Origin of the sequence: Loigolactobacillus coryniformis subsp. coryniformis KCTC 3167 = DSM 20001, assembly GCF_002706425.1 — a bacterium.
In the GTDB taxonomy this organism is placed as follows: domain Bacteria; phylum Bacillota; class Bacilli; order Lactobacillales; family Lactobacillaceae; genus Loigolactobacillus; species Loigolactobacillus coryniformis.
The window spans coordinates 42,767-67,138 of the sequence record NZ_CP017713.1 but is presented as its reverse complement, the minus strand read 5'-3'; the positions used below and the strand labels follow the sequence as shown (position 1 = coordinate 67,138).

At 43.6% G+C, this 24,372-nt stretch carries 23 protein-coding genes and 1 pseudogene; 5 read left to right on the top strand and 19 right to left on the bottom strand.

Annotation, left to right across the window (positions count from 1 at the left end; translation table 11 throughout):
• Nucleotides 1–46 precede the first annotated feature (46 nt).
• From LC20001_RS00315 to LC20001_RS00295, 5 genes and pseudogenes are all read right to left on the bottom strand, one after another.
• A complete protein-coding gene (locus tag LC20001_RS00315; RefSeq protein WP_010010510.1) occupies nt 47–532 on the bottom strand; it encodes a pyridoxamine 5'-phosphate oxidase family protein in 486 nt (161 codons plus the stop codon).
• A gap of 290 nt (nt 533–822) precedes the next feature.
• Nucleotides 823–2,268, bottom strand: a pseudogene (locus LC20001_RS14750) (IS6 family transposase).
• A gap of 533 nt (nt 2,269–2,801) precedes the next feature.
• On the bottom strand, nt 2,802–2,990 hold the full coding sequence (locus tag LC20001_RS00305; protein WP_010010509.1) for a hypothetical protein: 189 nt from the start codon (nt 2,988–2,990) through the stop codon (nt 2,802–2,804).
• Nucleotides 2,987–3,355: a DUF6483 family protein gene (locus tag LC20001_RS00300; RefSeq protein WP_010010508.1), complete on the bottom strand. Its 369-nt coding sequence runs from the start codon at nt 3,353–3,355 to the stop codon at nt 2,987–2,989. Before LC20001_RS00300 ends, LC20001_RS00305 begins: the two co-directional genes overlap by 4 nt.
• A 16-nt stretch (nt 3,356–3,371) precedes the next feature.
• Complete coding sequence (locus LC20001_RS00295) at nt 3,372–3,911, bottom strand: hypothetical protein (protein ID WP_010010506.1); 540 nt, start codon at nt 3,909–3,911, stop codon at nt 3,372–3,374.
• A gap of 159 nt (nt 3,912–4,070) precedes the next feature.
• Here LC20001_RS00295 and LC20001_RS00290 point away from each other — a divergent pair.
• A protein-coding gene (locus LC20001_RS00290; protein WP_086989537.1) for an IS5-like element ISLpl3 family transposase occupies nt 4,071–4,846 on the top strand; the annotation gives its coding sequence in 2 pieces (ribosomal slippage) (nt 4,071–4,395 and nt 4,395–4,846; 777 coding nt in all).
• 3 nt (nt 4,847–4,849) lie between these two features.
• On the opposite strand, the gene LC20001_RS00285 is transcribed toward LC20001_RS00290, so the two are convergent.
• The 6 genes from LC20001_RS00285 to LC20001_RS00260 form a co-directional block, all read right to left on the bottom strand.
• Nucleotides 4,850–5,317 (bottom strand): GNAT family N-acetyltransferase, encoded by a 468-nt coding sequence (locus LC20001_RS00285; RefSeq protein ID WP_056943306.1) that lies wholly within the window; start codon nt 5,315–5,317, stop codon nt 4,850–4,852.
• The gene (locus LC20001_RS00280; protein ID WP_010010504.1) at nt 5,314–6,087 is read right to left on the bottom strand and encodes a helix-turn-helix domain-containing protein; all 774 of its coding nucleotides are present in this window, start codon (nt 6,085–6,087) and stop codon (nt 5,314–5,316) included. The genes LC20001_RS00285 and LC20001_RS00280 overlap by 4 nt, the downstream gene beginning before the upstream one ends.
• A 108-nt stretch (nt 6,088–6,195) precedes the next feature.
• The gene (locus tag LC20001_RS00275) at nt 6,196–6,729 is read right to left on the bottom strand and encodes a hypothetical protein (RefSeq protein WP_010010503.1); all 534 of its coding nucleotides are present in this window, start codon (nt 6,727–6,729) and stop codon (nt 6,196–6,198) included.
• Between the two features lie 36 nt (nt 6,730–6,765).
• Entirely contained in the window at nt 6,766–7,980 is a 1,215-nt protein-coding gene (locus LC20001_RS00270; protein WP_003677729.1) for an ABC transporter permease, read from the bottom strand.
• Entirely contained in the window at nt 7,967–8,662 is a 696-nt protein-coding gene (locus LC20001_RS00265) for an ABC transporter ATP-binding protein (protein ID WP_003677731.1), read from the bottom strand. The genes LC20001_RS00270 and LC20001_RS00265 overlap by 14 nt, the downstream gene beginning before the upstream one ends.
• Entirely contained in the window at nt 8,655–9,785 is a 1,131-nt protein-coding gene (locus LC20001_RS00260; RefSeq protein WP_003677733.1) for an efflux RND transporter periplasmic adaptor subunit, read from the bottom strand. Before LC20001_RS00260 ends, LC20001_RS00265 begins: the two co-directional genes overlap by 8 nt.
• A gap of 248 nt (nt 9,786–10,033) precedes the next feature.
• Here LC20001_RS00260 and LC20001_RS00255 point away from each other — a divergent pair, with 248 nt between their 5' ends.
• Nucleotides 10,034–10,483 carry a DUF2188 domain-containing protein gene (locus tag LC20001_RS00255; RefSeq protein ID WP_056943305.1) on the top strand — a complete coding sequence of 150 codons (450 nt, stop codon included), beginning with the start codon at nt 10,034–10,036 and terminating at the stop codon, nt 10,481–10,483.
• A 180-nt stretch (nt 10,484–10,663) separates the two neighbouring features.
• Here the strand turns inward: LC20001_RS00255 and LC20001_RS00250 are convergent, their stop codons facing one another.
• From LC20001_RS00250 to LC20001_RS00240, 3 genes are all read right to left on the bottom strand, one after another.
• Nucleotides 10,664–11,389, bottom strand: a complete 726-nt coding sequence (locus tag LC20001_RS00250; RefSeq protein ID WP_056943304.1) for an alpha/beta fold hydrolase — start codon at nt 11,387–11,389, stop codon at nt 10,664–10,666.
• Nucleotides 11,390–11,705: 316 nt separating this feature from the next.
• Nucleotides 11,706–12,029, bottom strand: a complete 324-nt coding sequence (locus LC20001_RS00245; protein WP_010010499.1) for a hypothetical protein — start codon at nt 12,027–12,029, stop codon at nt 11,706–11,708.
• Nucleotides 12,030–12,039: 10 nt separating this feature from the next.
• On the bottom strand, nt 12,040–12,432 hold the full coding sequence (locus tag LC20001_RS00240; protein ID WP_010010498.1) for a helix-turn-helix domain-containing protein: 393 nt from the start codon (nt 12,430–12,432) through the stop codon (nt 12,040–12,042).
• A 127-nt stretch (nt 12,433–12,559) separates the two neighbouring features.
• On the opposite strand from LC20001_RS00240, the gene yaaA reads away from it, so the two are divergent.
• Nucleotides 12,560–13,300 carry a peroxide stress protein YaaA gene (gene yaaA / locus LC20001_RS00235; protein WP_010010497.1) on the top strand — a complete coding sequence of 247 codons (741 nt, stop codon included), beginning with the start codon at nt 12,560–12,562 and terminating at the stop codon, nt 13,298–13,300.
• Nucleotides 13,301–13,377: 77 nt separating this feature from the next.
• Here yaaA and LC20001_RS00230 read toward each other — a convergent pair whose 3' ends face one another.
• Nucleotides 13,378–13,971 carry a TetR/AcrR family transcriptional regulator gene (locus LC20001_RS00230; protein ID WP_010010496.1) on the bottom strand — a complete coding sequence of 198 codons (594 nt, stop codon included), beginning with the start codon at nt 13,969–13,971 and terminating at the stop codon, nt 13,378–13,380.
• 309 nt (nt 13,972–14,280) lie between these two features.
• On the opposite strand from LC20001_RS00230, the gene LC20001_RS00225 reads away from it, so the two are divergent.
• Nucleotides 14,281–18,216, top strand: a complete 3,936-nt coding sequence (locus tag LC20001_RS00225; RefSeq protein ID WP_010010495.1) for an MMPL family transporter — start codon at nt 14,281–14,283, stop codon at nt 18,214–18,216.
• Nucleotides 18,217–18,261: 45 nt separating this feature from the next.
• On the opposite strand, the gene LC20001_RS00220 is transcribed toward LC20001_RS00225, so the two are convergent.
• Both LC20001_RS00220 and LC20001_RS00215 read right to left on the bottom strand, forming a co-directional pair.
• The gene (locus LC20001_RS00220; protein WP_029507999.1) at nt 18,262–19,815 is read right to left on the bottom strand and encodes a gluconokinase; all 1,554 of its coding nucleotides are present in this window, start codon (nt 19,813–19,815) and stop codon (nt 18,262–18,264) included.
• 116 nt (nt 19,816–19,931) lie between these two features.
• Entirely contained in the window at nt 19,932–20,513 is a 582-nt protein-coding gene (locus tag LC20001_RS00215; RefSeq protein ID WP_029507998.1) for a uracil-DNA glycosylase family protein, read from the bottom strand.
• A 143-nt stretch (nt 20,514–20,656) separates the two neighbouring features.
• On the opposite strand from LC20001_RS00215, the gene LC20001_RS00210 reads away from it, so the two are divergent.
• Entirely contained in the window at nt 20,657–22,102 is a 1,446-nt protein-coding gene (locus LC20001_RS00210; RefSeq protein ID WP_169925055.1) for a DDE-type integrase/transposase/recombinase, read from the top strand.
• A gap of 197 nt (nt 22,103–22,299) precedes the next feature.
• Here the strand turns inward: LC20001_RS00210 and LC20001_RS00205 are convergent, their stop codons facing one another.
• Entirely contained in the window at nt 22,300–23,094 is a 795-nt protein-coding gene (locus LC20001_RS00205; protein WP_010010492.1) for a DUF2238 domain-containing protein, read from the bottom strand.
• A 539-nt stretch (nt 23,095–23,633) separates the two neighbouring features.
• Entirely contained in the window at nt 23,634–24,287 is a 654-nt protein-coding gene (locus tag LC20001_RS00200) for a DNA alkylation repair protein (RefSeq protein ID WP_010010490.1), read from the bottom strand.
• Nucleotides 24,288–24,372: the final 85 nt, after the last annotated feature.

The window sequence follows — 24,372 nt, the reverse complement described above, 5'->3', positions numbered from 1 at the left end:
AAATAGCGTGGCCCGCTAACCAACATTGGTTGACGGAGCCACGCTATTATTTAGGATCATAATGGGCTTTAGCACTATATTGATTGACTGTAATTTTAATGACACCAACATACTCAACGTCATGTTCCTTAATGTTAGGCCAAGCGTGCCCCGTCTCATGCACTAGGATCGTCTGTAAGGCGTGTTGCTTAGCCGCAAGGTCGGTCACTAATTCAGCATTACCAGTCCCAATAATGCTACGATAGGCGAAAGAATTTTTGCTAGGATCACCATTGGTTGACGTCATTAAATGTCCACCGTCATCGATCTCAAAACCAACTTTAGGGTACCGAGCGATCAAATCATGTTTACGTCCAACTGGTGCACCGTGCAAGTAAATAAATAACTGCTGATCAACAAATTCAAAACCGTAATTAGTTGGCACCACATACGGATAATCTGGTGTTTGGATACCAAGATGGATCACATGCGCAGCTTGTAAAATCGCCGCGATTTCAGTTGTATCAGTAACTTCTCTGTCTTTTCGCCGCATTAACTTCATCTTCTTCATCGTTTTTCGTTTAGTATACGCTATTTGTAGAATTTTTTAACTATAATCTCATAATTAATGGCATAATAATTGGTATAAAGGTAACGTCTAAAGTTCCATGAAACCCAAGTTCAAAACCGGATGTTCAAGGGGGGATGACGATTAATATATGGAATCACCGTTCACGGATGAATCGAACTTAATTCAGGTGTTGCTTCTCACTGGATCTTGCCTATTTTATGTGTTCTAGGGTACACAAATTAAGCCTTAGTTAGTCTGATTTTTCAGAATATCTAGGCTGCTGTTGGTAATTGAGACTGCGCTAGTTCAATTAGCGCCAGCCATTTGTCCGGCATTCGTTCAAACGGTTTGAGTTGTGGTAACTCAACAGGAATGCGGTAATGCAGTGCTTCATGAGGCCGCAAGAAGTTATAGGCCGCTGAATAAAGTGCCGTGTAACTCGCTGAACCTGTGGCAGAGCCAAAGCCGGTACTGGAACGATAATTTTCTTTGTAGGAACGATTCAAGCGCTCAATGGTTTGCTTTAAGAAGCGGTACTCACGACTGATCTCATCTTTGTTTTCAAGACCAACAACCTGGTGAATGCCAAACTTGATGCCCTGTTGTGCAAAATAGATCTGGGCAACTTGGTAGATCGGATTCGCGTCAACGACGAAGTTAAGCTTCTCAGGGATCTGAGGCATCTTTTGGAGGACTTGGTTGATCGCAATGACCGCTGATTCGGTTGTGCGATTAGGGGTCACGTAGTCGGCGAGAATGAGCTTACACTTGGCGTCGTAGAAGTAGAAGATATAGTGCTACTTGCCTTTCACGCGCACGTAAGTCTCGTCACCAACAATCTGATCGGACAGTGCGTAAGGATAATTCGCCCAGAAAGGCCGGACAACAGCGGCTACCGCCATTTCGTAGTTATGGATGGTCTGGTGTGAGATTTTAACGCCATGAATATCGTACATGATCGCCGCGGTTCGCCGCGCTGACAGACCATAGTTGATGTGATAGGTCAGCACCAAGCCCAGCACTTCAGGGCTGGCTTGAATCCGATCGAGGTCTACCGGTGCTTGGATCGGCGATTCTGGCGCAATGCCTTTAAGTTCAAAGTTGTAGGTTCGCCAAGTGTAGCGCACCTTGTGGGCAGTTGGATGGACGTTGAAGTCAGCGACTTCAGCGGGTGACATTGAGGCAATCGCACCAAGGCGAAATGCGCACTTATCGTTGTAACAACACCAGACGTCGAACTTGGTCCGACGGTTGTGAATACTCAGGCGATTCTGGCAATAAGGACAACGTAAAGCGACCGTCTTATTCTTCTCGGCGTGACCATCTTGAAACTTGAACTGACAGACCTTGCACCGTAGCTGACCGCCAGCACCGTTATTGGCGTAAAGATAGTCCTGTGGTGCCGAGCACCGCGGACAGTCTTGCGCCGCAAAGCTGATTGGTTTACGCCGCCTGACTGGCAGTATCGGCTTACCGTTCTTTTCAAGCGACTCAGCGATCAACTGCTGGTAGTCGAGGGCTTCAGAACCGATATCAGCTTGAAGTAGTGGGACTTTCTCATCGACCTGAAATTGGTTAAAACGCTTGAATACCGGTTTATCAGCGCTTGGCAGCCGTGAATGATCAAAGATCTCAGCCAACTGAGCTAAAAGGATCAAAATAATTTGTCTTTGGAGCTTGATTATTAGAACTAAATAGGCTATTAATGGTGTATGCACTCGAATCCTTCTTTCTGGATTTTCTTGTTGTTCGCACACCAAGAATACCAGAAAAAGACGTTCGGGTGTTTTTTAATATTCGGAAATTAATAACAAAAACGAGGTACGTTTGACAGTACCGGTATAAATAGCGAGGTAAAACGATGAAAAAACTAATTTTTGTTAGCGGCACCATGGGTATCGCAAAACGACGATTACGAAACAAGTTGCGGCACAATTAGACACGACTGAATTAACTATCCCAGCGGCAGTTACTAAAATGATCCAAATCATTAACAAAGCCAGCGACCTTGATTAAGGCTGCTGGCTTTAGTTTAACGTTTTAGCGGATGTTTCAGTAAATAAAGATAACTAGTGAAAAAGGTGGTTGTGCCAATCAAAATAATTCAGAATGGGATACTGTAATTTTCCCCCCTTAATAACTAAAACCAGCTCAATTGCCAGTAGAGCTACAACAAAAAAGCGATCGTACCTGCCAGTAAGCCTGCATAATTATGCTTCCACGACTTCATCAGTCTCCTCCATCTTGCAATTTATTTGCGTTGAAGTGCATACGTAATAAAATAAATAGCCAGACCCATGGAAGCAACGCCCAGCGGCACACTAGGATTTTTTCCTTTAATCATTAAAACTACGGTAATCGCTAGCAAAGCGCTTAACATCGCATAATAGGCAATTGCCCCACTCAGCCAGGCTGAATAATTCTTTTTACGCTTCTTCATCGGTCTCCTCCATCTTGCAGTTCTTGCAATTGTTTTAGCCCGGCAACGATCGCAGCGCGCGAATAATTGTTTTGCTGTAATTCGGTATCACTACGCTGATTCAACGTATCATAAAACCATACACCAAGTTTGAAGAAATCCGTTTCTGATATGGCGTACCTCAGGCTCAGCAATCGTTTGGCTGCCGCAGCGTACTGCTTTTTATCAATCAGTTGCTGCAACTCGAATTGATGTGGCAACAACGGTTCATCCATATGAAATATAATTTCAGTGTCGGTATTATTTTTGTTCTTACTCAGCATATAACCAAGACCCTCAGCGAAGGCCTTGATCTGGCGCATAATATAGTCACTTTCGTTTTGCATTATCTGATGCTCACTTTCATTGCGGCAACAACAAATTCAACCCGATTGGCACTAATCCCAAGATAAATAGCACTCCAGCTACCGCACGGCCTAAGTGGACTTTATGCAGTCGTTGTGCAAAAAATTGTGCACTTAAGTAAGCCAACATTACCGCATTTAAACCAGTCAAGACGATGCTTAGAATTTGACTAATATTGCCCGCTGTTACGATGATCGCAACCAACTGTAACAAAGCAACGATAACGCTAGAGATGCAAACGGCTAAATATAAACTGCGTTTAGTGGCCGTTTTATCGGCGCGCGCTTCATGCAAGACACTGCATAGTAGTAAATAAACGAGATACCCAACATACGTAAAAATAAATAGTCGCAGCACCAATCCCAAAATACTGGCGATAAACATTATAAACTTGACCCGCCCAGGCATTTGCGCAAGTAGTACCGACAGCGGATAAACGATCGTACTGAAATACGCCAAGACAATACCGACTATAATATACAGTATCACCCAGATTTTCGTATCCTTTTTACCGACTTGGCTGAACCACTTTTGCATCAAAATGCCCCCATTAACCACTATTATAGATTAATTATACCTGTAACAGCCATTTTTAGAAAGCGCATTCAAAGTTAATGATTTGGGTATTTTTCTAGGGACTGTCTGAAAACTAAAAATTCAGGTATAATCTGAGGAAAAACGAATCGAGGCATTCCGATGACAACACCTAAACGATACGAACTGGAAGATGCTCAGTGGGACCGAATCAAAGGATACTTCCCGCCATACCGGACTGGCCGTCCATCAAGCCTAGACAACCGTACCGCCCTCAACGCTATCCTCTGGCTCATGCGCAGCGGGGCTCCTTGGCGTGATCTACCTGAACGCTATGGCTCTTGGAAAACGGTGTATAGTCGCTTCCGAGCCTGGGTAAGTTCAGGCTTGTTCGAACAGGTTTTTCTCGAATTGATTGACGATCCCGACATGGAAAACTTGAGCTTAGATTCAACGATCGTTCGAGCGCATCAAAAGGCCACTGGGGCAAAAAAAACGCCGAATGTATGGTCGAAAATCAAGCTATTGGACTAAGTCGAGGTGGCCGAACGACCAAGATTCACGCACTCGTTGACGGATTAGGGAATCCCTTGGGTTTTCGCCTAACAGGTGGTCAAGTACATGATAGCCAAGTTGCCAGTGAGTTGCTGGAAGGCTTCGATATTTCTCAATCAAATATTATCGCGGATAAAGCCTATGGCACCGCGAAACTTCGCCAGTATATTGAAGATAAAGCAGGCGTCTATACCATTCCGCCAAAGGAAAATACCAAAGACAAGTGGACCTGTGATTACCACGTTTATTGTGAGCGCCATTTGATTGAGAACTTCTTCAATCAGTTGAAGAACTTTCGTAGGATTGCAACGCGTTATGATAAGCTCGCTCATGTTTATCTGGCTACGGTCTACATTGCCTCAATTTGCATCTTACTTAAGTAGTTTTCAGACGGACCCTAGTCGGTATAATTGTTCCGCATCGACTTCCGCCACGCCAGCCTTGAACTGATAACCCATTTTCTGGTAAAAACCTAACGCAGTGATCGAGGCTGGTATTTCAACCCTCGTCGCTTGCTGAAAATAGTCATCTGTCTCTAAAGTAGCTATAATTTGGCGACCGATGCCGTGACCTTGATATTCCGGATGAACAAAAATATCGAACAGGCTGTATTCCGTTTGACTACCCCAGTACGAGCCAATCGCACCAGTCCCGATAATTCGCGCAGCATCAGTAAAAACATAAAAATGCGTTTGCTGCGCTTTTTGCTTGAAAAAGGCAGCATCCATTTGCTGAATATCATGTTCAATGTAAGCAGCTGAGTAATCTTTACGATTAGTTGTTCGTAACGTTGCCGCGATTAATTGCGCTACTGCTGTGGCATCCCCAGCCACAAACTTTCTTGCTTTAATCATTTCACATCACCATCACTTAGTCGTTTTTCCATATAGGTGTAGAGATTTTCTTTGTTCATGATCGCAGTCTGCAGCTGCTGAGCATCGCTAGTCACAATGCCCTTTTTCTTCAACGAAAGAATGAATTGCGGCAGATATTGTGTAAAGTTTTGCTTAAGTGGCAAATAAATCTGCCGCTGATCCTTTAAGTACAGTCGTAAACCAAAATTATCGGGATACCAATCAAACGGCATCCGTTGCCGTTTGTTATAGAGTAACTCACTGTTGTCGATCATTGTATACGGAATTTTACTGATTGTTTTATGTGCTAGGCCCAACACCTGCAAAAATTTGTGCAGCGACCGTCGATCATACTGAACAAATCTGATCTGCGTTTTTTCAACGATCCAGTAATCGTCAAAATCTACTGGTATTACTAGGATAATGCCACACAGAAAAATACCGCCAAACAGCCACCACGGTTGATAACCAAATCCCGTTAACAGCAAGCAAGTCACCGTCCATAGTACAAAATCAACGATCAACCGTCGCCAATGCACTTTGCGCCCCACCACAAACGGTCGGCGCAAAAATTGGCTACCACGGACTAATTCATCCAAGGAAACATTATAGAGTTCACTTAAGCGCAACAAATTATTGATATCGGGAAAATTTTCACCCCGCTCCCACTTGGAAACCGACTGCCGACTAATGCCCAATTCATACGCCAGATCAGTTTGGCTATAGCCATTTTTTTCACGCAGGTGCTTCAATTGCTGGGTCAATAACATATCGATCACCTCGCCTAAACTATAGGTGTATCTGTCTAAAAACGCTAGCACTCTTTAGTTGTCAATAAAATAAGGCCAAGTGTCAGTTACAACACCTAGCCTTAAAGTTTATCTAAATAACCCAATTATCGTTGGGATCAGATCGATCACCAGCAAAGTCAGTGCAACTGCCCGACCTAATTTAATTTTATGCAGTAACACTGTAAAAAATGTGTAGATCAACGCTGCCGTCACAATTGCACTAACTACTGCCAAAATAATCGTAACAGTTTGATTGATCACACCACCAGTAATAATGATCATCACTAAATGCACCAAACTAACTAATATACCAGAAAGACAAGTCGTTAAATAAAAACTTCGCTTAGTGGCAGCTGTGTTGGCTGGCTCCTCGTGCAAAATACTGCGCCAGATGAAATAGATCAAATAACCGATATACGTTGATAAAAACAAGCCAATTACCAAACCGATCGCACTACTACCAAAGGTGACCCATTTGACCATTGCCGGTGCATTGACTAATAACGCTTTTGGCGGGTAAACAAATGCAACAAAGTAGGCTAATACCAAATCAACGATGAAATATAAGGTGATCCAAATTTTTGTGTCATTAGCACTAGCTTGACTGAACCATTTTTTCATTTTAATTTCCTCCAAATAAGTTGTATGACGAGTTTTTTAACGAATAATCTCAATCAGATCCTTGCGGCTAGCAGCATTAGCTGGCATCACGCCGAAGACTAAACCGACGGCAGTGGAGACGCCAAACGCTAACGCAAACCCACCAAAACTAAAGCTGGCCTTAAACGGCATCACTGGCAGCGCGCTAACCCCTAACGCCAACAACACGCCCAGTCCATAACCGATCAAACCACCTAGAATTGTCAAAGTTGCACTTTCTAATAAGAATTGTAGCCGAATATCCTGTTGCCGGGCGCCCATCGCGCGGCGAATCCCAATTTCGGTAGTCCGTTCAGCAACTGAAATATACATCATATTCATCACGCCGATACCGGCGATAAATAACGATATCCCAGCAACGGCCGAAACAAAATAGGTGATCGCATTGAGGACTTTACCGAACGTATCTGCTTGCGCTGTTGGATCGTTACTTTGATATTCTCCCTGGCTGCGCATACTACCTTGCGTTTTCAGTATATGCAGTACCCGTTTGTTTACACGACTCGCTTTAGCACCTTTAGTTAGCGACAACGTCAATAAATCACCAGTGCGTTCGCTGCGCGTATAGTACTGATGCACTTTACGCGGGATCGTGATATTTGTCGGGATTTGTCCACTCATGGCATCAGTAAAATTAACGCTACTAGCTACTGAACTGCGGACACCAACAATTTCATATAACTGGTCGTCAACGGTAATCCCATGATGTAAAGCGTTAGTTGTGCCACCGAATAGACTTTTGGCCAAACTGGCATCGATCACTGCAACTTGATTACCAATTTCATTGTCCATCGCGGTCAAACGTCGGCCTGCGATCACTTTACTACTCTTACCTTTGGTGTAATGGACCAACACACTTTTGGTCTTATTCTTTACCGGCAACGTAAGCTGCGCATAATCGGAATCCGAACTACTCTGCTTCACTTTAGCGATGCCTTTGACTTGACGCACTAAAGTCAGATCACGCTCATTAAAGGGTTGTGCACTGGTATTGGCAGTATCGTTTGGCATGTAAACAATCTGGGTTTCGACTTTACCAGATTTATTGCTAGTAATGCTTTTAGTCACCCAATTGGAGAAACCATCGCCGATCGCTAAAATCGTAACAACGGCCGCAATCCCGATAATGATCCCTAGCATGGTCAAAATACTGCGGCGTTTATTTTTTAGGATCGAACGTAGTGCGGTGGTCCAAATTTCAGCGAAGCGCATGCTGCGTCACCTCCTCATCGGCTGTGATCGCACCATCAAGAATCTTGATCAGCCGATCACCATATAACGAAACCTGAGGATCATGGGTCACTAAAACAATTGTGGTCCCCTCATTGCGATTAAGGTCACGAAAGATTTGCATGATTTCCGCCGAAGTTTTGGTATCCAGCGCGCCCGTTGGTTCATCAGCGATGATAAATTTAGGCTGATGCACTAATGCCCGCGCAATTGCGACTCGCTGTTGTTGCCCACCAGAAAGTTCACTGGGAACCTTTTGGCTACTGTTAGGTAATCCGACACGAATCAGGGCTTGCTCAACGACTGGCTTAGCGGCCCGCTTAGTCATACCGCCATAAAGTAACGGCAGCTCAACATTCTCTAGAATCGTGTTGTTGCCGATCAACTTAAAGTTTTGGAAGACAAAGCCGACACTGCGATTGCGGATACGCGCCAACGTATTATCGCTAGCTTTTTGATAAGAATCACCGTTAAATAGGTACTCACCTTCATATTGGCGATCAATAAAACCAATTAAATTGATCAACGAAGTTTTACCTGCGCCAGATGGTCCCATGATCGATAAAAATTCACCGCGATCGATGGCTAAATTAATATCGCGTAAGACATGAAAGTTTTGTGCCCCATTTTGATAGTATTTATTGACGGATTTTAACTCAATCAGCATTGACCGTCACCTCTTGCCCATTCTTTAAGTGATGATCAGGGTTGGTAATGATCGTCGTTTTCAGTTGTAGTCCTGACATCAGATGCCAATAGCCATCAACTTTTTTAACCACCACCTTTTGCCGATAGGCTTTATGCTTTTTAACCACATAGACATAGTGCGTACCAGCTTTTTTAACTAAGCTAGCCGCAGGTAAACGAATCGTATTCTGCGGAACGCGAATTTGCACATTAAAGCCATTAGTCAATTTATGGTCGATTTTTACAGTGAATTGATAGGTTGCGGCTTCACTGCCGCCAGCTTGCGCCGTACTTGTTGTTGGTGTAGCCGCTTGCGGCGTTTGGTCAATGGTCACAATTTTGCCTTGGTAATGATCGGTGTTGCTAACAGGCATAACTGTGACTGCCAATTCCTGTTTGAGCTTGGCATAATCGTACTCAGTCACTTGACCGTCAATGATCTGCCCATCGCTGATGATCTGCATATCCGGAATGCCAGTATTACTATTATTTGTGGTATCCAATACGATCGTACCAGCAATTTTGGCCGTCACTTGTGGGTCTAACTTTGCTTGTAAACGCGTCAAACTATCATTAGTCTGCTGTAATGTCAGTTGGTCCGCCGCCAATGTATTCCGTGCTTGTTGCAGCTGATCAGCAGCTGCACCTGAGTCAGCAACTGAGCTATCAGTATCACCAGTGACTTCTGTTGTCGGCTGATTTGACTGTTTTTTCAACGCTGTAATTGCCTGCTGATCATTTTGAATCGCCAGTTCGGTTTTCGCTACAGTTTGGTTAGCCTCATCAATCTGACTTTGTACCTGATCATCATGAAACGTCATCAAGACGGTGCCGGGATCAACGTGTTCCCCATTTTTAACGTTGATCGCTGTTAATGTTCCCGTACTGCTAACACCAGTTTCAACCGCAACCGTATCCTTCGCTGCTACTTTGCCCTTTAGTAACAGCGCGCTATCACGCTTAACTTGATACGTTTGATACTGCTGTTTTTGTGCCGCTCGCTGGTTATTTGCCTTAACTAAGCCAACTGCGACGATCACACCTAAAACAAGTAAAACCCCCAAAATGATCCAAAAACGTCCCCGAAATAATTTCTTCATCCAATTCTGACCTTGTTTGCTCAACATTTAACTTTCAGTTACCAGCAAACATCCTTTCCTGTAGACTTATTTATACACAATTTAATTATACAGATATTTATAATTTACGAAAGGGTCAATCAAGCTAGTCTTAATTTGTGTAAATTTTATCAAATTATTGATAGTGAGCAATGTGATATGTATATTTCTTTTATTAGCTAGCCCACCTCATTTACACTAAAACTAGATCAAAATAAGGAGGTTCTACTATGCCTTGGAATATGCGCGACTACCCCGTTTCTATGAAAAATCTACCTGAATTAGTTCGTAAGAAAGCAATCGACATCGGCAATGCCCTATTAGCAGATGGTTATCCCGATGATCGTGCGATTCCGATTGCGATCAGTCAAGCCGAAAAATGGTACGAGAACGCTGATACCAAAGAGAAAGCGGCCTTTCAAAAAGAAGCCAATCCTAGCAAACGCGATAAACATGAATCGCGTGGCAATCCCGAGTTGATCGACGCCAACGAAATCGTTCGCCATCAGAATGACGGTTGGGCGGTTATGGCCGAGGGCGCTAAACAAGCCAGCGAGGTTTTCTCTAGTAAGGAAGCCGCAGTTAAGCGCGCTCGTGAAATTGCCCGTAACAAAGAATCAACGATCAAGGTTTACCGCAAAGATGGTCGTTTACAGGATGAAATCACACCACGGAAATGAGTGTACAAGAGAGTGAGACATAAGGCGGTCAGCTTTTGAACATTAGCCTAGATTCGCAAATAATGCACGCAGTGGATTATTTGCCGATCGTAGCTAAGCGGAAAAAGTTGCCTTATGGAACACGTTTCAGCTATCTGAAAAACAAAAAATGAGTCTGAGACATTTAATTATGTCCCAGACTCATTTTTTATCAACGCCGCGCAACCACTGAATTAAATGATTCGCGACCTGCCGTTGTTGTGTCTGATTACTGATTGTCGCGGTACGGTCACCCTTTTGCGGGCCATAACTACCGAAGCCCGCGTGATTGCCGCCGCCGATCTGAACATATTTTGTATTTCTGGGTAAATTGTATTTAGCCTGCTTATAAGCCGCCTGATCCAATACACCATCGCGACTAGCTGTGATCGATAAGATTGGTAACACCGTGGAACGCAAACTACCTTTGCTGTCAGGATAACTAGCTAAGAAGAAAACACCTTTTAACCGTTCTTGATGGTTTTGCGCGTATCGACTGGCCATAACGCCACCTAGCGAATGCCCACCGATAACATAATCACGCTGCGAACTTCTCAAGACGCTATCCGCCTTGTTCGGCGCCAAAACAGCTAGATCCAACGGAAACCGCACGATGTAGACTGGGTAGCCGGCCGCCGCTACTTGTTTAGCCCAAACACTGTAACTCGCCGGTTCTACCAACGCACCAGGATAGAAAATCACCATTAGCGTAGTCGTTAATTTACTTTTGAAAATTAATTCTGAGCCACTAGTCGTCGCCGACTGTGCCGCCAATTCTGCAGACTGACTAGGTTGATAAATCTGCGCGCGCAAATAAGCCCAACTACCCAACAATAGAACCAGCAAAACCACTACGATTCCCAATAAAACTTTAGTACGCTTTTTCATGGAATTCCCCTTTTAACGATATATTCCATCATACCATATCGTGTAAGCCAAGTACTTCATTGTCCAATTTAGTTAAATTTCAGTGATCACGATAATATCTGCTACTTACGCTTAGTCTGTCGCAACGACTTCCTAAGGTGCACCCAATTTTTGGCGTGCGCTTTTTAGTTGGACGCAACTGTACACTTCATGGCATCTACCTCCCATAGTTTTGAGCATAACGACGCGCTATTTAAGCTACCAGAATGTGGTACTTGTTCATAGCTAAGTTCCTTAGCAAGTCATTTCAAGAGAATAAGCGCGATATCAAGCGCGCTTAATTTAATAAAAACAAAATAAAACTAAGGCCAATAAACAAACTAAACATCACTGCAAACCCAGCCGTCAGTTGAATTTTCAGCTGACGTCGTTTTGACGCATCATCTAGTTCAACAATCACTGCACGTTGGCGGCGTAAAATGAGATACGTGAACAAACCCGACCCATTTTGTCCGCTAGTCGCCAGTAGACTAGCTAAATGCGGATGGGCAATATTCCGTGAGGTAGTGTCTAAACGAACCAATCGCCACAACAGAACCTGACATAGAATAGCGCTAGCCACAAAGCAAATTCCAACTATAAATAGTAAAATAATTTTCATCATCAACACCTCAGATAACCCAAATCATGAGCACAAACAACCAACAAACATTTAATAGTAGTAGCGCCACTAGTACTAGCGCCCACCAATACTGCACTGTAAAAACTAACCCAACCACTAAAACTAAATTCAGAAAAAGACCTAACGCAAGCAGCCGACCAGTTTTGACTAAATTCGTCGTATTGATCAAGTTTTTAACCATTCTTTGATCCCCTCTCAACAATTCATCTAAGGATAATTCATACAAATCAGTCAAACGAATGCAACGTTCAATATCTGGATAACTACGCGAATTTTCCCAGTTGGAAATCGTCTGGCGGGAAACTTTTAATTCGGCTGCCACCATTTCCTGCGATAACTGCTGTTGCTGCCGGCATTGTTTAAGCCGTTCACCAATGATCATTAGCCAGCCCCCCTCCTTTAGCTTCAGTGTACGTAATCCGTCAATATTTGCCTAGCAAATATTTTTGACAACCGAAAATTAGCGTTAAAATGCTAAAATAGAGCTACGAATCACGCGGAGGTTACCTATGAAAATCATCATCGCACCAGCTAAAAAAATGCGGCTCGACACCGATTCATTTGCCATCGCTGCCTTGCCACAATATTTGGCTGAAACACAACAGATTTTAGCGACAATGCGCCAGTTATCCTATATAGAGTTAAAGAATCTATGGGCGTGTAGTGAAAAGTTAGCGCAGGCCAACTATCGCTCGCTACAACAAATCAAACTTAAAGAACAATTAACGCCAGCACTAATTGCATTTTCTGGCATTCAGTATCAATATATGGCGCCAGATGTTTTCACGGCACCAGCACTGGACTACGTCCAATCTAACTTACGAATTCTATCTGGCTTTTACGGAATTTTACGACCATTTGACGGTGTTGTTCCTTATCGTTTAGAGATGCAAGCGCGCTTGAACGTTGCGCAAAGTCCTAATTTATACGACTTTTGGGGTGCTAAACCTTATCAAGCGCTACGGACAAAGGCAGAGCCGATCATCAATTTAGCTTCCCAAGAGTATGCTAAAATCATCCAACGCCATTTACAACCAGACACGCCGTTGATCGATATTGTGTTTGGCCATTGGGTCGACGGTAAAATTAAAACCCGTGCCACCCTAGCTAAAATGGCGCGTGGTGAAATGGTCCGTTTTATGGCGGAAAATAATGTACAACAACTTAATGAGTTACAACAATTCCAGCGACTGAATTACCGTTTTATACCCGAATTATCGACGACAACTAGGTTGGTGTTTGTGGATTAAACCAAAATAGTGTCGACTTTCTAAATTAGTCGGCACTATTTTTAAGCGCGCTTGAACTTGCGCTGATTCCAACAATATCAATACTTTAACAGATATTCTAAGTACTGATGCGCCTCAGCTAACGTAACATCAGCGCGGCGCACAAAGGTCCATTCCAATACTAATAAAACCGTATTACTGTAGTGGTCAGCAATCAAGTCAAGCGGCACCGGTACCGCAGAAAAATCCAAACAGTTATGAATGATCTCACGCATATTCGCCCGCACAAAATCGGTGAAGTTTAGCACCATTGGACTGTTTAATGAGTTATTTTTTAAAATATTGGTCAACAATTGACTATGAGTCGTGAATAATTGGTAAACACGATCAAAGAAGATGCTCAGCGCTTGCTTCGGCGTTAAATTCAGATCTGGAGTGATCTTTTTAACATCATCTAAATGAATCTCTTGAGTCAAGATATACCAACAATAATTAACTAAGTCATATTTATCATCAAAATAATTGTAAAAGGTCGCCCGCGGAAAATTACTAAGTTCGCAAATCTCATTCACACTGATTTGTTCAAAAGCTTTTTGGCTTAATAATTGGTACATTGTCGTCGAAAATGCTGTTAAAGTGCGTTGTGCCCCACGAGTTGGTTTTTTGGTTAAATCGTATTTCAATTCACTCATCCCCACTAAATTTAGACACTTTTTTCGATCCATCTAAATTTTTACAGATCATTATTTCTGTAACTTGTTTTCAAACTGCGCTCACTTTATCATTACCAGTAAAGTTTGACAAGTGTCTAAAAATGAATCCGTGCAAATAAAATATTATCTAACTCTATAATGGATATCCAAAGTCATTGACAAACGCAAAAAAATGAGTAAGATAGTTGCATACAATCCTTATAGAAAATGAGGTTTCATAGGGTATTTCATAAAATAGTAATGCGGAACTATTTTTAGTAAATTAGATGAGGAAGAGATGGAAGTAGAATGAAACGTTTTTTGGAACGACACGTGGGCGCGTTAGTGGCTTGGGTTGTCGTGATCATTATTGCGTTGATCACAATGCCCGACACAACGCGGCTGATTCGTGAGTATGGTCAAACCAAAATTCCTGCTGCCGCGCAGAGTCAAGTCGCCGATGTCATGCAAAATCATTGGGGGCGTGGCCAAGGTAACACCCGACAGGTCGTCGTTGTTTTTAATAACGGCGCAGATAAACTGACCACAACGCAAAAAGAAAATATCGCGCGTACTGTACGGCATTTTCGTGAAAATAAGCAACATTACCATATTAAATCGGTTACTGCCGCGACGGATAATGCTGCGACGCGTAAGCAATTGATTTCCAAAGATAAATCAACTCAGTTAGTTCAATTGCTGGTCAGCAAAAAAGACACGGTTCGGCAAATGAATGCCGACATTACCAAAGCCGCTAAAACAGCGGGCGTTAAGACTTATGTCACTGGTAGTGATATTTTAAATGATGATTTCAGTCAAGCGACTGAGGAAGGAATCAAAAAAACTGAAGTTATCGCCGCGATTTTTATTTTTATTGTACTGATCATTGTTTTCCGTTCGCCGATCGTACCAATTATTTCGCTGTTGACCGTTGGGGTTTCTGTGATCACTTCCTTAAGTATCGTCATGAACTTAGTCGATCGTGTCGGCTTCCCACTATCATCATTCACTCAAGTCTTTATGGTGGTAGTGCTGTTCGGGATCGGTACTGACTACAACATCTTGCTATATGATCAATTCAAAGCTGAGTTGAGTCAGGGACTAGATGCAGTGGCAGCCACTAAGAAAGCACGGCGGATCGCCGGACGCACGATTTTGTACAGTGGCTCGTCAATTCTGATCGGCTTCACGGCGTTGGCCCTAGCCAAGTTCTCGATCTACCGTTCTGCGGTCGGGGTCGCCGTTGGGGTCGCCGTCTTATTATTAGTTCTTTTAACGTTGAACCCATTTTTCATGGCCACCTTGGGTGCGCGCATGTTCTGGCCGATCAAGAACTTTGAAGGCGGCAGCAATAGTAAGTTGTGGCATGGTTTGTCAAAACGCTCGGTGCTGCATCCGTTTATTGCCCTCGGTCTAGTTTTATTAGTGACATTGCCATTTTTATTCACTTATAGCAATCAACTAAATTACGATACCTTGGATGAATTGAGCGACAGTTTACCGGCTAAGCAAGGCTTCAAAGTCGTCCAAGATCACTTCTCTAAAGGGACCGCTGAGCCGTCAACTTTATACATTCAAGCGAATAAAAAGCTGAATCAAGAACAATACTTGAAAGTGATCGACCAAATCACCCGTAAGTTACAAAAAGAACCCGGTGTTAAAACCGTCGCTTCTGTAACCCAGCCTGGTGGTAGTAAAATCAAGGCATTGTACGCTAATCAACAATTAGGCACTGTAACTAGCGGCATGAAAACTGCCGGTAAAGGCTTAAAAACAGTCAACAAAGGCCTGAATCAAGCCAGTGATAAGCTAGGCCAAAGCGACATGTCCAGTGGCCTAAGTGGCGTCCAACAATTGATTAGTGGTACCGATGCATTGACCACTGGTAGCCAACGATTAACCAGTGGCACTGGCCAACTTGCTAGTGGCGCCACGACATTAAGTAACGGACTGGGGACACTCAATAGTTCAACCGGCACCTTAGCGAGCGGTGTTAATCAGCTAACTAGCGGTGCCTACGTTCTGCAAAACGGCCTCGGTCAATACACAAATGGTGTCCGCCAGTTAAATAGTGGCTTATCCACATTAGCTGGCAGCTCCGATCAAGTCACTAACGGTGTGCAAAGCTTAGTTAGTCAAAGCAGCCAGTTACCTTTAGCAGTGGCGGGGCTGACGGCTTACAACAGCGGTATTGCCAGTGGTGTTGATCAAATCAATAGTGCATTGGCCGCTAACCAATCAAAATTAGCTGCTTTAAATAGCGCCCAAAGTCAATTGCAGAGTTTGAGTAGTCAAAGTGCTACTTTGAAACAAGAAGTGGCAACTGCAAAACAATCAAAATCGCAATTGGATGCGATGGAGCCACTGTTAGACAGTTTACAGACAGCCAAAACGCAAATCGATAGCTTACAAAATGCTGCCCAACAAATATCTACAACGCAGTCCCAGTTACAAAGTGCATTGAAGCAAATTGGCACACGCGACACAAGCGCAGCAAATGCTGACAAGTCCGTCATTGCTGCTGCACAAACTATCGTTGATGATCCTAACGCTACAGCTGCTTCTAAACAACAAGCACAGACAATCATTAAAACTGCTAGCGCCAGTGTTGCTAATAATTTGGCTGCTAATGGCACAACTCTAACAGCATTGCAGGAACAGGCCAGCACAACAACGTTGCCGGATTTATCAGGTTTAACAACATTAGCGAACAAAATACCTAGCGCTAGCACAATTACTAATCTGAAGGCACAAATTGATAATCTGGAATCCATGCTAGACGATGCTGATTCAATGTTGAGTAAAACTGATAATTTAGCTAGTGCAACTAGCGGTTTAAGCGATCTACAGAACCAAATGTCCACCTTGACCCAATCATTAGCCCAATTACAAACAGCGGCTAACCAAGCTTCAAGTGTGGCTAATCAATTAAATGCAGGTGTTAATGGCTCCGGCGTTGATACAACTAACCAAAGCACGATCAACGCAACGATCAGCCAGTCGCAAATGTTGAGTCAGATCAATCAATTAGCCGCTGGCTTACAACAATATACTGGCGGTGTTGACCAAGCAGCTAGTGGTGCTAGTCAATTGAACGCTAACTCTGCAGCTCTGACTAGTGGCACTAAGCAATTAGCTGGTGGCTTAGGTACTTTAAACAACCAAGTGCCAACTTTGACCAGTGGGGTTAGTCAGCTAAGCAATGGCGCCAATCAATTAGCTAGTGGTGCTAACCAATTGAACGCCAAAGCACCACAACTGACCGCCGGCTTGATTCAAGTTAACAATGGTCAGCGGACAATGTACACGACCCTGCAAGGTTTAGTTGGCCAAATGCAGGTATTGCACAACGGCTTAGTGGATGCCAGTGGTGGTTTAACTAAGATCGGTAAAGGTGTTACTAGCGCTGACGATTATTTAACCGGCTTGAAGAATTCCGCTGCCGCAAATAATTTCTACATCCCAGCTAGCGTTTTGCATGGTAAAACTTTTGCTACTGCAATTAAAACTTATATGTCAGCTAATAAACATGCGACTAAGCTAACGATTGTTTTAGATTCAAATCCTAGCTCAGCCAAATCAATGGCACGGATCGATTCATTACAAAGTGAAGTGCAAAACGAATTGAAAGGTACCCCACTATCTGGTGCTAAAGTTGCGATCGGCGGCCAAACGGCTTCCATTTCTGATACACATCATATTGCTAGCAGCGACTTCACGCGGACTGCAGTCATCATGTTGGTTGGTATCTTATTAGCCTTAATGGTGATCACACGATCGATTTTGCAGCCCGTTTATATCTTAGGCACATTACTACTAGCCTACGTTACTTCATTGAGTTTGACTCGTTGGCTGAGTTCTGCAGTATTAGGTCAAAATATGCTGACTTGGAATACACCGTTCTTCTCCTTTGTCATGTTGGTGGCTTTAGGGGTCGATTACAGTATCTTCCTTATGATGAAATATCGTGAATTCGGTCTGACTAACGGCACGCCAAGCAAGCGAATCATTGCCGCTTCCAGTGTGATCGGCGCAGTCGTCATTTCTGCAGCAGTGATTCTGAGTGGTACTTTTGCCGCTCTAATTCCGTCCGGCGTTTTAACATTGATCCAAGTTGCTTTGGCAGTGATCATCGGTTTGATCATTCTCGTGATCATCTTGCCAGTCGTTAACTCCGCAGCGATTCGTTTAACCTATCCACTCGATGATAAGCTGAACGATAATATTAAGAAACGTAAACATTAACTGAAAACAGCTAGTTACCAATTATGGTAGCTAGCTGTTTTTTGATCAGTTATTCTGCATCATCGGAAATTCGCGTTGAAAGGCCGCAATTTGTTCATATTCACTACTCAACTTTTCCGTTACACCAGACCAAATCGGAATGATTCGCTGATAAACTGCTACATCGGCTGGCATAGGAATAATCTGCTTAGTAGTCCCCATCATCGTGGCAACATCATGTAAATCGTCAATGTAGCCAAGACTCTTCATACCTAGCACCACTGCACCTAATGCTGAGCTTTCAATACTAGTGGGGATACTGACATTTTGTGCAAACACATCAGCCAAAATTTGGCACCACAATTGACTGTGAGCAAAGCCGCCACTAGCTTGAATCGTTAGTGGACCGTCAGACAAAGCCTTCAACAACTGTAAAACGGCGTTCAAATTATAAACCACACCTTCTAGCGTTGCCCGGACCAAATGAGCACGCGTATGGCTTTGCGTCAGGCCAAAATAACTGCCGCGCGCGTCAGCGTCCCACAATGGTGCACGTTCACCGCCTAAATAAGGTTGACACAGCAGACCACCAGCACCAGCCGGAATCGTGGACGCTAACTGGGTCAATTTTTCATATAAATCAGTACCCTGCGCTGCCGCTATTGCTTTTTCCGGCGCAAATAATTGGTCACGTACCCACTGGAAAACGATCCCGCCATTATTCACGGGGCCGCCGATCACCCAGTGCGTTTTATCTAAATAATAAGTGAACAGACGCCCGGCTGCGTCAACTTTAGGCGTTGCTGCAACCATGCGCACCGCCCCTGACGTACCAATCGTAACCGCCACTGCACCTGGACGAATTGCGTTGAGCCCCAAATTGCTAAGCGTGCCATCACTGGCACCAATAATAACTGGAGTATCGGTAGCTAAGCCAATTGTGGTGGCAATTTCCTGATCCATCCCTCGTAATTGGTGATCAGTATCGACTAATTCTGGCAATTGCGCTCGTGTGATTCCTGCTAAATCCAATGCAGCTTCGTCCCAATCTAGGGTATTAATATTAAATAAGCCTGTCGCATTGGCGATCGAGTAATCTTCAACATAGCGGCCAAACAAACGCCATAGAACATACTCTTTTACACCGATCACTTGTTTCGTTTGTCGCAATAACTCCGGCTGATTTTGCTTGAACCACATTAATTTAGTCAGCGGTGACATTGGATGAATCGGCACCCCAGTCCGTGCAAATAATTGTTGGCTATTGGCTGAATCTTTTAGTGCTTTAGCTGCCGCTACCGCGCGATTATCCGCCCACGTAATTGCCCGCGTTAATGGCTGATCATGCTGATCCATTAGAATCACGCTGTGCATCGCACTGGAAAAGGCGATTCCTTTGACTTCAGTTTGCTGAACGACTTTATCGTGAACCACTGCTGCCAGGCCAGCAATCACCGCCGCAAATATTGCCGCTGGATCCTCCTCTGCACGATCAGGCAGCTCATGGTAAAGCGGGTATAGTTGGCGACTCACCGTCTGTAGCTTTCCATGTAAATCAAACAGGGCAACCTTTGTGCTGGTAGTCCCAATATCAACGCCGATCATATAATCCATTACCATTTCGCCCCTTATTCATACAAACAGATTAACCATATTTTCATTATATCAAGCGCGCTTGATATCGCGCTTAACCATTATCATAATTAGCTGTAATTCACTTCTTAGCGTAACACCGGTCATAACAGAATCTGCCGCACATCCTGCTGTAGCGCCGGAATAACTGCCTCCGCAAACCAAGTATTTTTATGCAGCCAACCATAATTTAGTGGCGAAGGATGGACTAATGGAAAATAGGCTGGCAAATAGTCAGCGTAGTGGCGCACCGTTTCCGTTAAGGTCTTTTGCCGCAATTTCTGTAAATAGTATTTCTGTGCGTATTGACCGATCAAAAGTGTCAATTTTACATTCGGCATCAATTCTAATAAGGGCTCATGCCATTTTTCCGCAAAACCTTTGCGTGGCGGCAGATCACCGTGTAGGCCTTTACCAGGATAGTAAAAATCCAATGGCATCACGCCCACCTTCCCGGAATCATAGAATTCTGCCTTGGTGACACCCATCCAGTCGCGTAGTCGATCCCCACTCGGATCATTCCAAAACACCATTGACTCTTGCGCTTTGCGGCTCGGCGCTTGACTAATGATCAAAATTTCCGCCGTCGGAATCACATGGTACAGCGGTTGAATCCCTTGTGCGGTGAACTCTTGATTCTGTGGATCATTTTGAATCGCGTTAAAAATCTGTGTTGCGGTTTGCATCATCTTACCTTCTAACTTAGAATGGTACTGTCAAACGTACCTCGTTTTTGTTATTAATTTCCGAATATTAAAAAACACCCGAACGTCTTTTTCTGGTATTCTTGGTGTGCGAACAACAAGAAAATCCAGAAAGAAGGATTCGAGTGCATACACCATTAATAGCCTATTTAGTTCTAATAATCAAGCTCCAAAGACAAATTATTTTGATCCTTTTAGCTCAGTTGGCTGAGATCTTTGATCATTCACGGCTGCCAAGCGCTGATAAACCGGTATTCAAGCGTTTTAACCAATTTCAGGTCGATGAGAAAGTCCCACTACTTCAAGCTGATATCGGTTCTGAAGCCCTCGACTACCAGCAGTTGATCGCTGAGTCGCTTGAAAAGAACGGTAAGCCGATACTGCCAGTCAGGCGGCGTAAACCAATCAGCTTTGCGGCGCAAGACTGTCCGCGGTGCTCGGCACCACAGGACTATCTTTACGCCAATAACGGTGCTGGCGGTCAGCTACGGTGCAAGGTCTGTCAGTTCAAGTTTCAAGATGGTCACGCCGAGAAGAATAAGACGGTCGCTTTACGTTGTCCTTATTGCCAGAATCGCCTGAGTATTCACAACCGTCGGACCAAGTTCGACGTCTGGTGTTGTTACAACGATAAGTGCGCATTTCGCCTTGGTGCGATTGCCTCAATGTCACCCGCTGAAGTCGCTGACTTCAACGTCCATCCAACTGCCCACAAGGTGCGCTACACTTGGCGAACCTACAACTTTGAACTTAAAGGCATTGCGCCAGAATCGCCGATCCAAGCACCGGTAGACCTCGATCGGATTCAAGCCAGCCCTGAAGTGCTGGGCTTGGTGCTGACCTATCACATCAACTATGGTCTGTCAGCGCGGCGAACCGCGGCGATCATGTACGATATTCATGGCGTTAAAATCTCACACCAGACCATCCATAACTACGAAATGGCGGTAGCCGCTGTTGTCCGGCCTTTCTGGGCGAATTATCCTTACGCGCTGTCCGACCAGATTGTTGGTGACGAGACTTATGTGCGCGTGAAAGGCAAGTGGCACTATATCTTCTACTTCTACGACGCCAAGTGTAAGCTCATTCTCGCCGACTACGTGACCCCTAATCGCACAACCGAATCAGCGGTCATTGCGTTCAACCAAGTCCTCCAAAAGATGCCTCAGGTCCCCGAGAAGCTTAACTTCGTCGTTGACGCGAATCCGATCTACCAAGTTGCCCAGATCTATTTTGCGCAACAGGGCATCAAGTTTGGTATCCACCAGGTTGTTGGCCTTGAAAACAAAGACGAAATCAGTCGTGAGTACCGTTTCTTAAAGCAAACCATTGAGCGCTTGAACCGCGCCTACAAAGAAAATTATCGTTCCAGTACTGGCTTTGGTTCTGCCACAGGTTCAGCGAGTTATACGGCGCTTTACTCAGCGGCTTATAACTTCTTGCGGCCTCATGAAGCACTACATTACCGCGTTCCCGTTGAGTTACCACAGCTCAAACCGTTTAAACGGATGCCAGATAAATGGCTGGCGCTAATTGAACTAGCGCAATCTCAATTACCAACTGCAGCCTAGTATTCTGCAAAAAAATCAGACTATCTAAGGCTTAATTTGTGTACCCTAGAACACATAAAATAGGCAAGGTCCAGTGAGAATTAACGCTTGAATTAAGTTCTTTTCATCCGTGGACAGTGATGCCGTACAATAAGCATCATCCCCTCCCTGAACATCCGGTTTTGAACTTGGGTTTCATGGAACTTTAGACGTTACCCTTAGAATTTCCGTCGTGTCGGAATAAAGTTACGAACAAATAAAAAGCGTTTATGTTCGTGATCACTATATAAATAACCAAATATACTGAAAAATAGCGCACCAATAAAATTAACGAATAGATCTTTCATAGTATCGATCACGCCAACATCGAGATAGCCGTTATGGATCACAGTAGTCACTTTTTTGCCATCAGCGGTTTCACTTTCAATCGTCGTTCGTTGAATATCTTTCAGCTGGACCACTTTATTGTTACGTTGGCCTAGATCCACGCTATTGATTTGGCGCACAATGCGATCCTTTTGCATATCCATATTCAACCAACGATCCGCTGAAAATTCGACAAATTCCCAAGCAACCCCGACCGTCATTGAAAAACAAAACGTGGTCACCGCAATAAATAGCGGTGTTAATTTCAGAATCGTTATATTTTCATTCAACAAATAAATCAGCGAAAAACCGACTCCAGCAGCCAAAAACCCATTTAGTGCGTGTAACGCTGTGTCCCAGACTGGAATATGACCATAAAAGTCATTTAGTTCACCTAACACTGTTGAGCTAAAAATAAAACTGATTACGATCAATTCTAGCAAACTAGGTATATTAATATGCAGATAAGTTTCAATTAAATATGGTAGCATAAACAAAATTAATGTCAGCACTAATAAAGCGACGTGTGACCATTCTTGCATATAAATGCTATTACCTAACATAAAAATGACAATTAACCGATAAAATATATAAATCAGCGTCACGATTTTACTTGCGGTAGTGGCATGTGCCGTAAAGAATTTCATAAAACGCCCCCATCATCGTTGAATCCGTATAATTTCCTAATTTAAGCTTATGATATTAGTGATGTTAGTTCAAGTCGGGTGCAAAATAAAAAAATCACACCAATTTAAATAGTGTGCTCAGAAAATCTTTTTCCATGTGATAACTTAGCCTAAATCGTCATCACTACGACGTAAACATAATTCAACCGAACTACCTTTTCACTGACAAGCTTATCAAACTGCACTTTTGACTGAGCCATTGGAATTCAACAATTAGCGCGGCAACAATTCGGTGCCCTAAATATTGTTTTCTGAATGCTTTAACCATCAAAACTCATGTGGGCATTATTATCACGCCTGATAATCCGCGTCTAGGTTACCAATTGATCATGTACTTTTAATGGCAAATGTAGCGCCGCATAATCTTGGTCATCGACTTCTTGATAGGGATAATTTTGCTTGACCACAAACACTGCCGTCTGTGCCTTTAAAATATTTAGTCATCCAAAACTGGTCAACTCGCTAGTTGGCTTGACCACTAATGCATAATCATCCATTGTTTATCCTCCGCATAGATATTTACTAGCCTCACGCACCGCCAAATGACTCAGCTGGTATTCATTTAAAAATTGCATCACCCAATCAGGTGCAAACTTACTGTATTGCCGGAGCGCCCAACCAATCGCCTTTTGAATGAAAAATTCATCGGTGTATTGATCGAATAAAATCGCTTGCGTCAGCATAGTGGTGTCAACGGCGTCTTTTTCTTTTAGCTGCAAAGTGAGCGCGATCCGCCGCTCCCATAAGTTAGGGCTTTGGTAAAAAAGCTGAAATATAGCAGCTTTTTGCTCAGGATGGCGCTGAATATATTTGCCGAAGACCGTGCCCCAATGATCAACGCTATCCCACCAGCTTTTTTGAGTCACAAATTGCTTAAAAATTACAATATCGGCAAATTGCCATCTGCTGACATTATATTCAGCCAGATCAAGCGCCAAATACTGATATTCGCGTTGCTCACGAGCATACAAGCGCTTGATCCAAGTGTGGATCGTTGCTAAATCAGCTTGGCGACTGGCTTGTAAAAGTGGCTTACTTTGCGCACGACGATCTGGTGATTTGACACCGAGAAACACAAAACGATCCTTCATATAGTGCGCCATCGCTGGGGCATTTTCCGGATTTCCAGTGAACGTAAAATCTAGTTTTTCCATAATTTACCTCTTAGTAATTTCTGTCTACAATAATCATCACATATGGCTATTTTAAACTATTAATAGCCAATTTATTTGCAATCAA

Excerpts from the sequence above, each read along its gene's own strand:
- LC20001_RS00255 (WP_056943305.1), top strand. The coding sequence starts at position 10,034 with ATGCCTTGGAATATGCGCGACTACCCCGTTTCTATGAAAAATCTACCT.
- LC20001_RS00275 (WP_010010503.1), bottom strand. The coding sequence starts at position 6,729 with ATGAAAAAATGGTTCAGTCAAGCTAGTGCTAATGACACAAAAATTTGG.
- LC20001_RS00295 (WP_010010506.1), bottom strand. The coding sequence starts at position 3,911 with ATGCAAAAGTGGTTCAGCCAAGTCGGTAAAAAGGATACGAAAATCTGG.
- LC20001_RS00225 (WP_010010495.1), top strand. The coding sequence starts at position 14,281 with ATGAAACGTTTTTTGGAACGACACGTGGGCGCGTTAGTGGCTTGGGTT.
- LC20001_RS00305 (WP_010010509.1), bottom strand. The coding sequence starts at position 2,990 with ATGAAGAAGCGTAAAAAGAATTATTCAGCCTGGCTGAGTGGGGCAATT.
- LC20001_RS00230 (WP_010010496.1), bottom strand. The coding sequence starts at position 13,971 with ATGAGTGAATTGAAATACGATTTAACCAAAAAACCAACTCGTGGGGCA.
- LC20001_RS00315 (WP_010010510.1), bottom strand. The coding sequence starts at position 532 with ATGCGGCGAAAAGACAGAGAAGTTACTGATACAACTGAAATCGCGGCG.
- LC20001_RS00215 (WP_029507998.1), bottom strand. The coding sequence starts at position 20,513 with ATGCAAACCGCAACACAGATTTTTAACGCGATTCAAAATGATCCACAG.
- LC20001_RS00250 (WP_056943304.1), bottom strand. The coding sequence starts at position 11,389 with ATGAAAAAGCGTACTAAAGTTTTATTGGGAATCGTAGTGGTTTTGCTG.
- yaaA (WP_010010497.1), top strand. The coding sequence starts at position 12,560 with ATGAAAATCATCATCGCACCAGCTAAAAAAATGCGGCTCGACACCGAT.
- LC20001_RS00240 (WP_010010498.1), bottom strand. The coding sequence starts at position 12,432 with ATGATCATTGGTGAACGGCTTAAACAATGCCGGCAGCAACAGCAGTTA.
- LC20001_RS00285 (WP_056943306.1), bottom strand. The coding sequence starts at position 5,317 with ATGATTAAAGCAAGAAAGTTTGTGGCTGGGGATGCCACAGCAGTAGCG.
- LC20001_RS00270 (WP_003677729.1), bottom strand. The coding sequence starts at position 7,980 with ATGCGCTTCGCTGAAATTTGGACCACCGCACTACGTTCGATCCTAAAA.
- LC20001_RS00220 (WP_029507999.1), bottom strand. The coding sequence starts at position 19,815 with ATGGTAATGGATTATATGATCGGCGTTGATATTGGGACTACCAGCACA.
- LC20001_RS00260 (WP_003677733.1), bottom strand. The coding sequence starts at position 9,785 with ATGAAGAAATTATTTCGGGGACGTTTTTGGATCATTTTGGGGGTTTTA.
- LC20001_RS00280 (WP_010010504.1), bottom strand. The coding sequence starts at position 6,087 with ATGTTATTGACCCAGCAATTGAAGCACCTGCGTGAAAAAAATGGCTAT.
- LC20001_RS00205 (WP_010010492.1), bottom strand. The coding sequence starts at position 23,094 with ATGAAATTCTTTACGGCACATGCCACTACCGCAAGTAAAATCGTGACG.
- LC20001_RS00200 (WP_010010490.1), bottom strand. The coding sequence starts at position 24,287 with ATGGAAAAACTAGATTTTACGTTCACTGGAAATCCGGAAAATGCCCCA.
- LC20001_RS00300 (WP_010010508.1), bottom strand. The coding sequence starts at position 3,355 with ATGCAAAACGAAAGTGACTATATTATGCGCCAGATCAAGGCCTTCGCT.
- LC20001_RS00245 (WP_010010499.1), bottom strand. The coding sequence starts at position 12,029 with ATGAAAATTATTTTACTATTTATAGTTGGAATTTGCTTTGTGGCTAGC.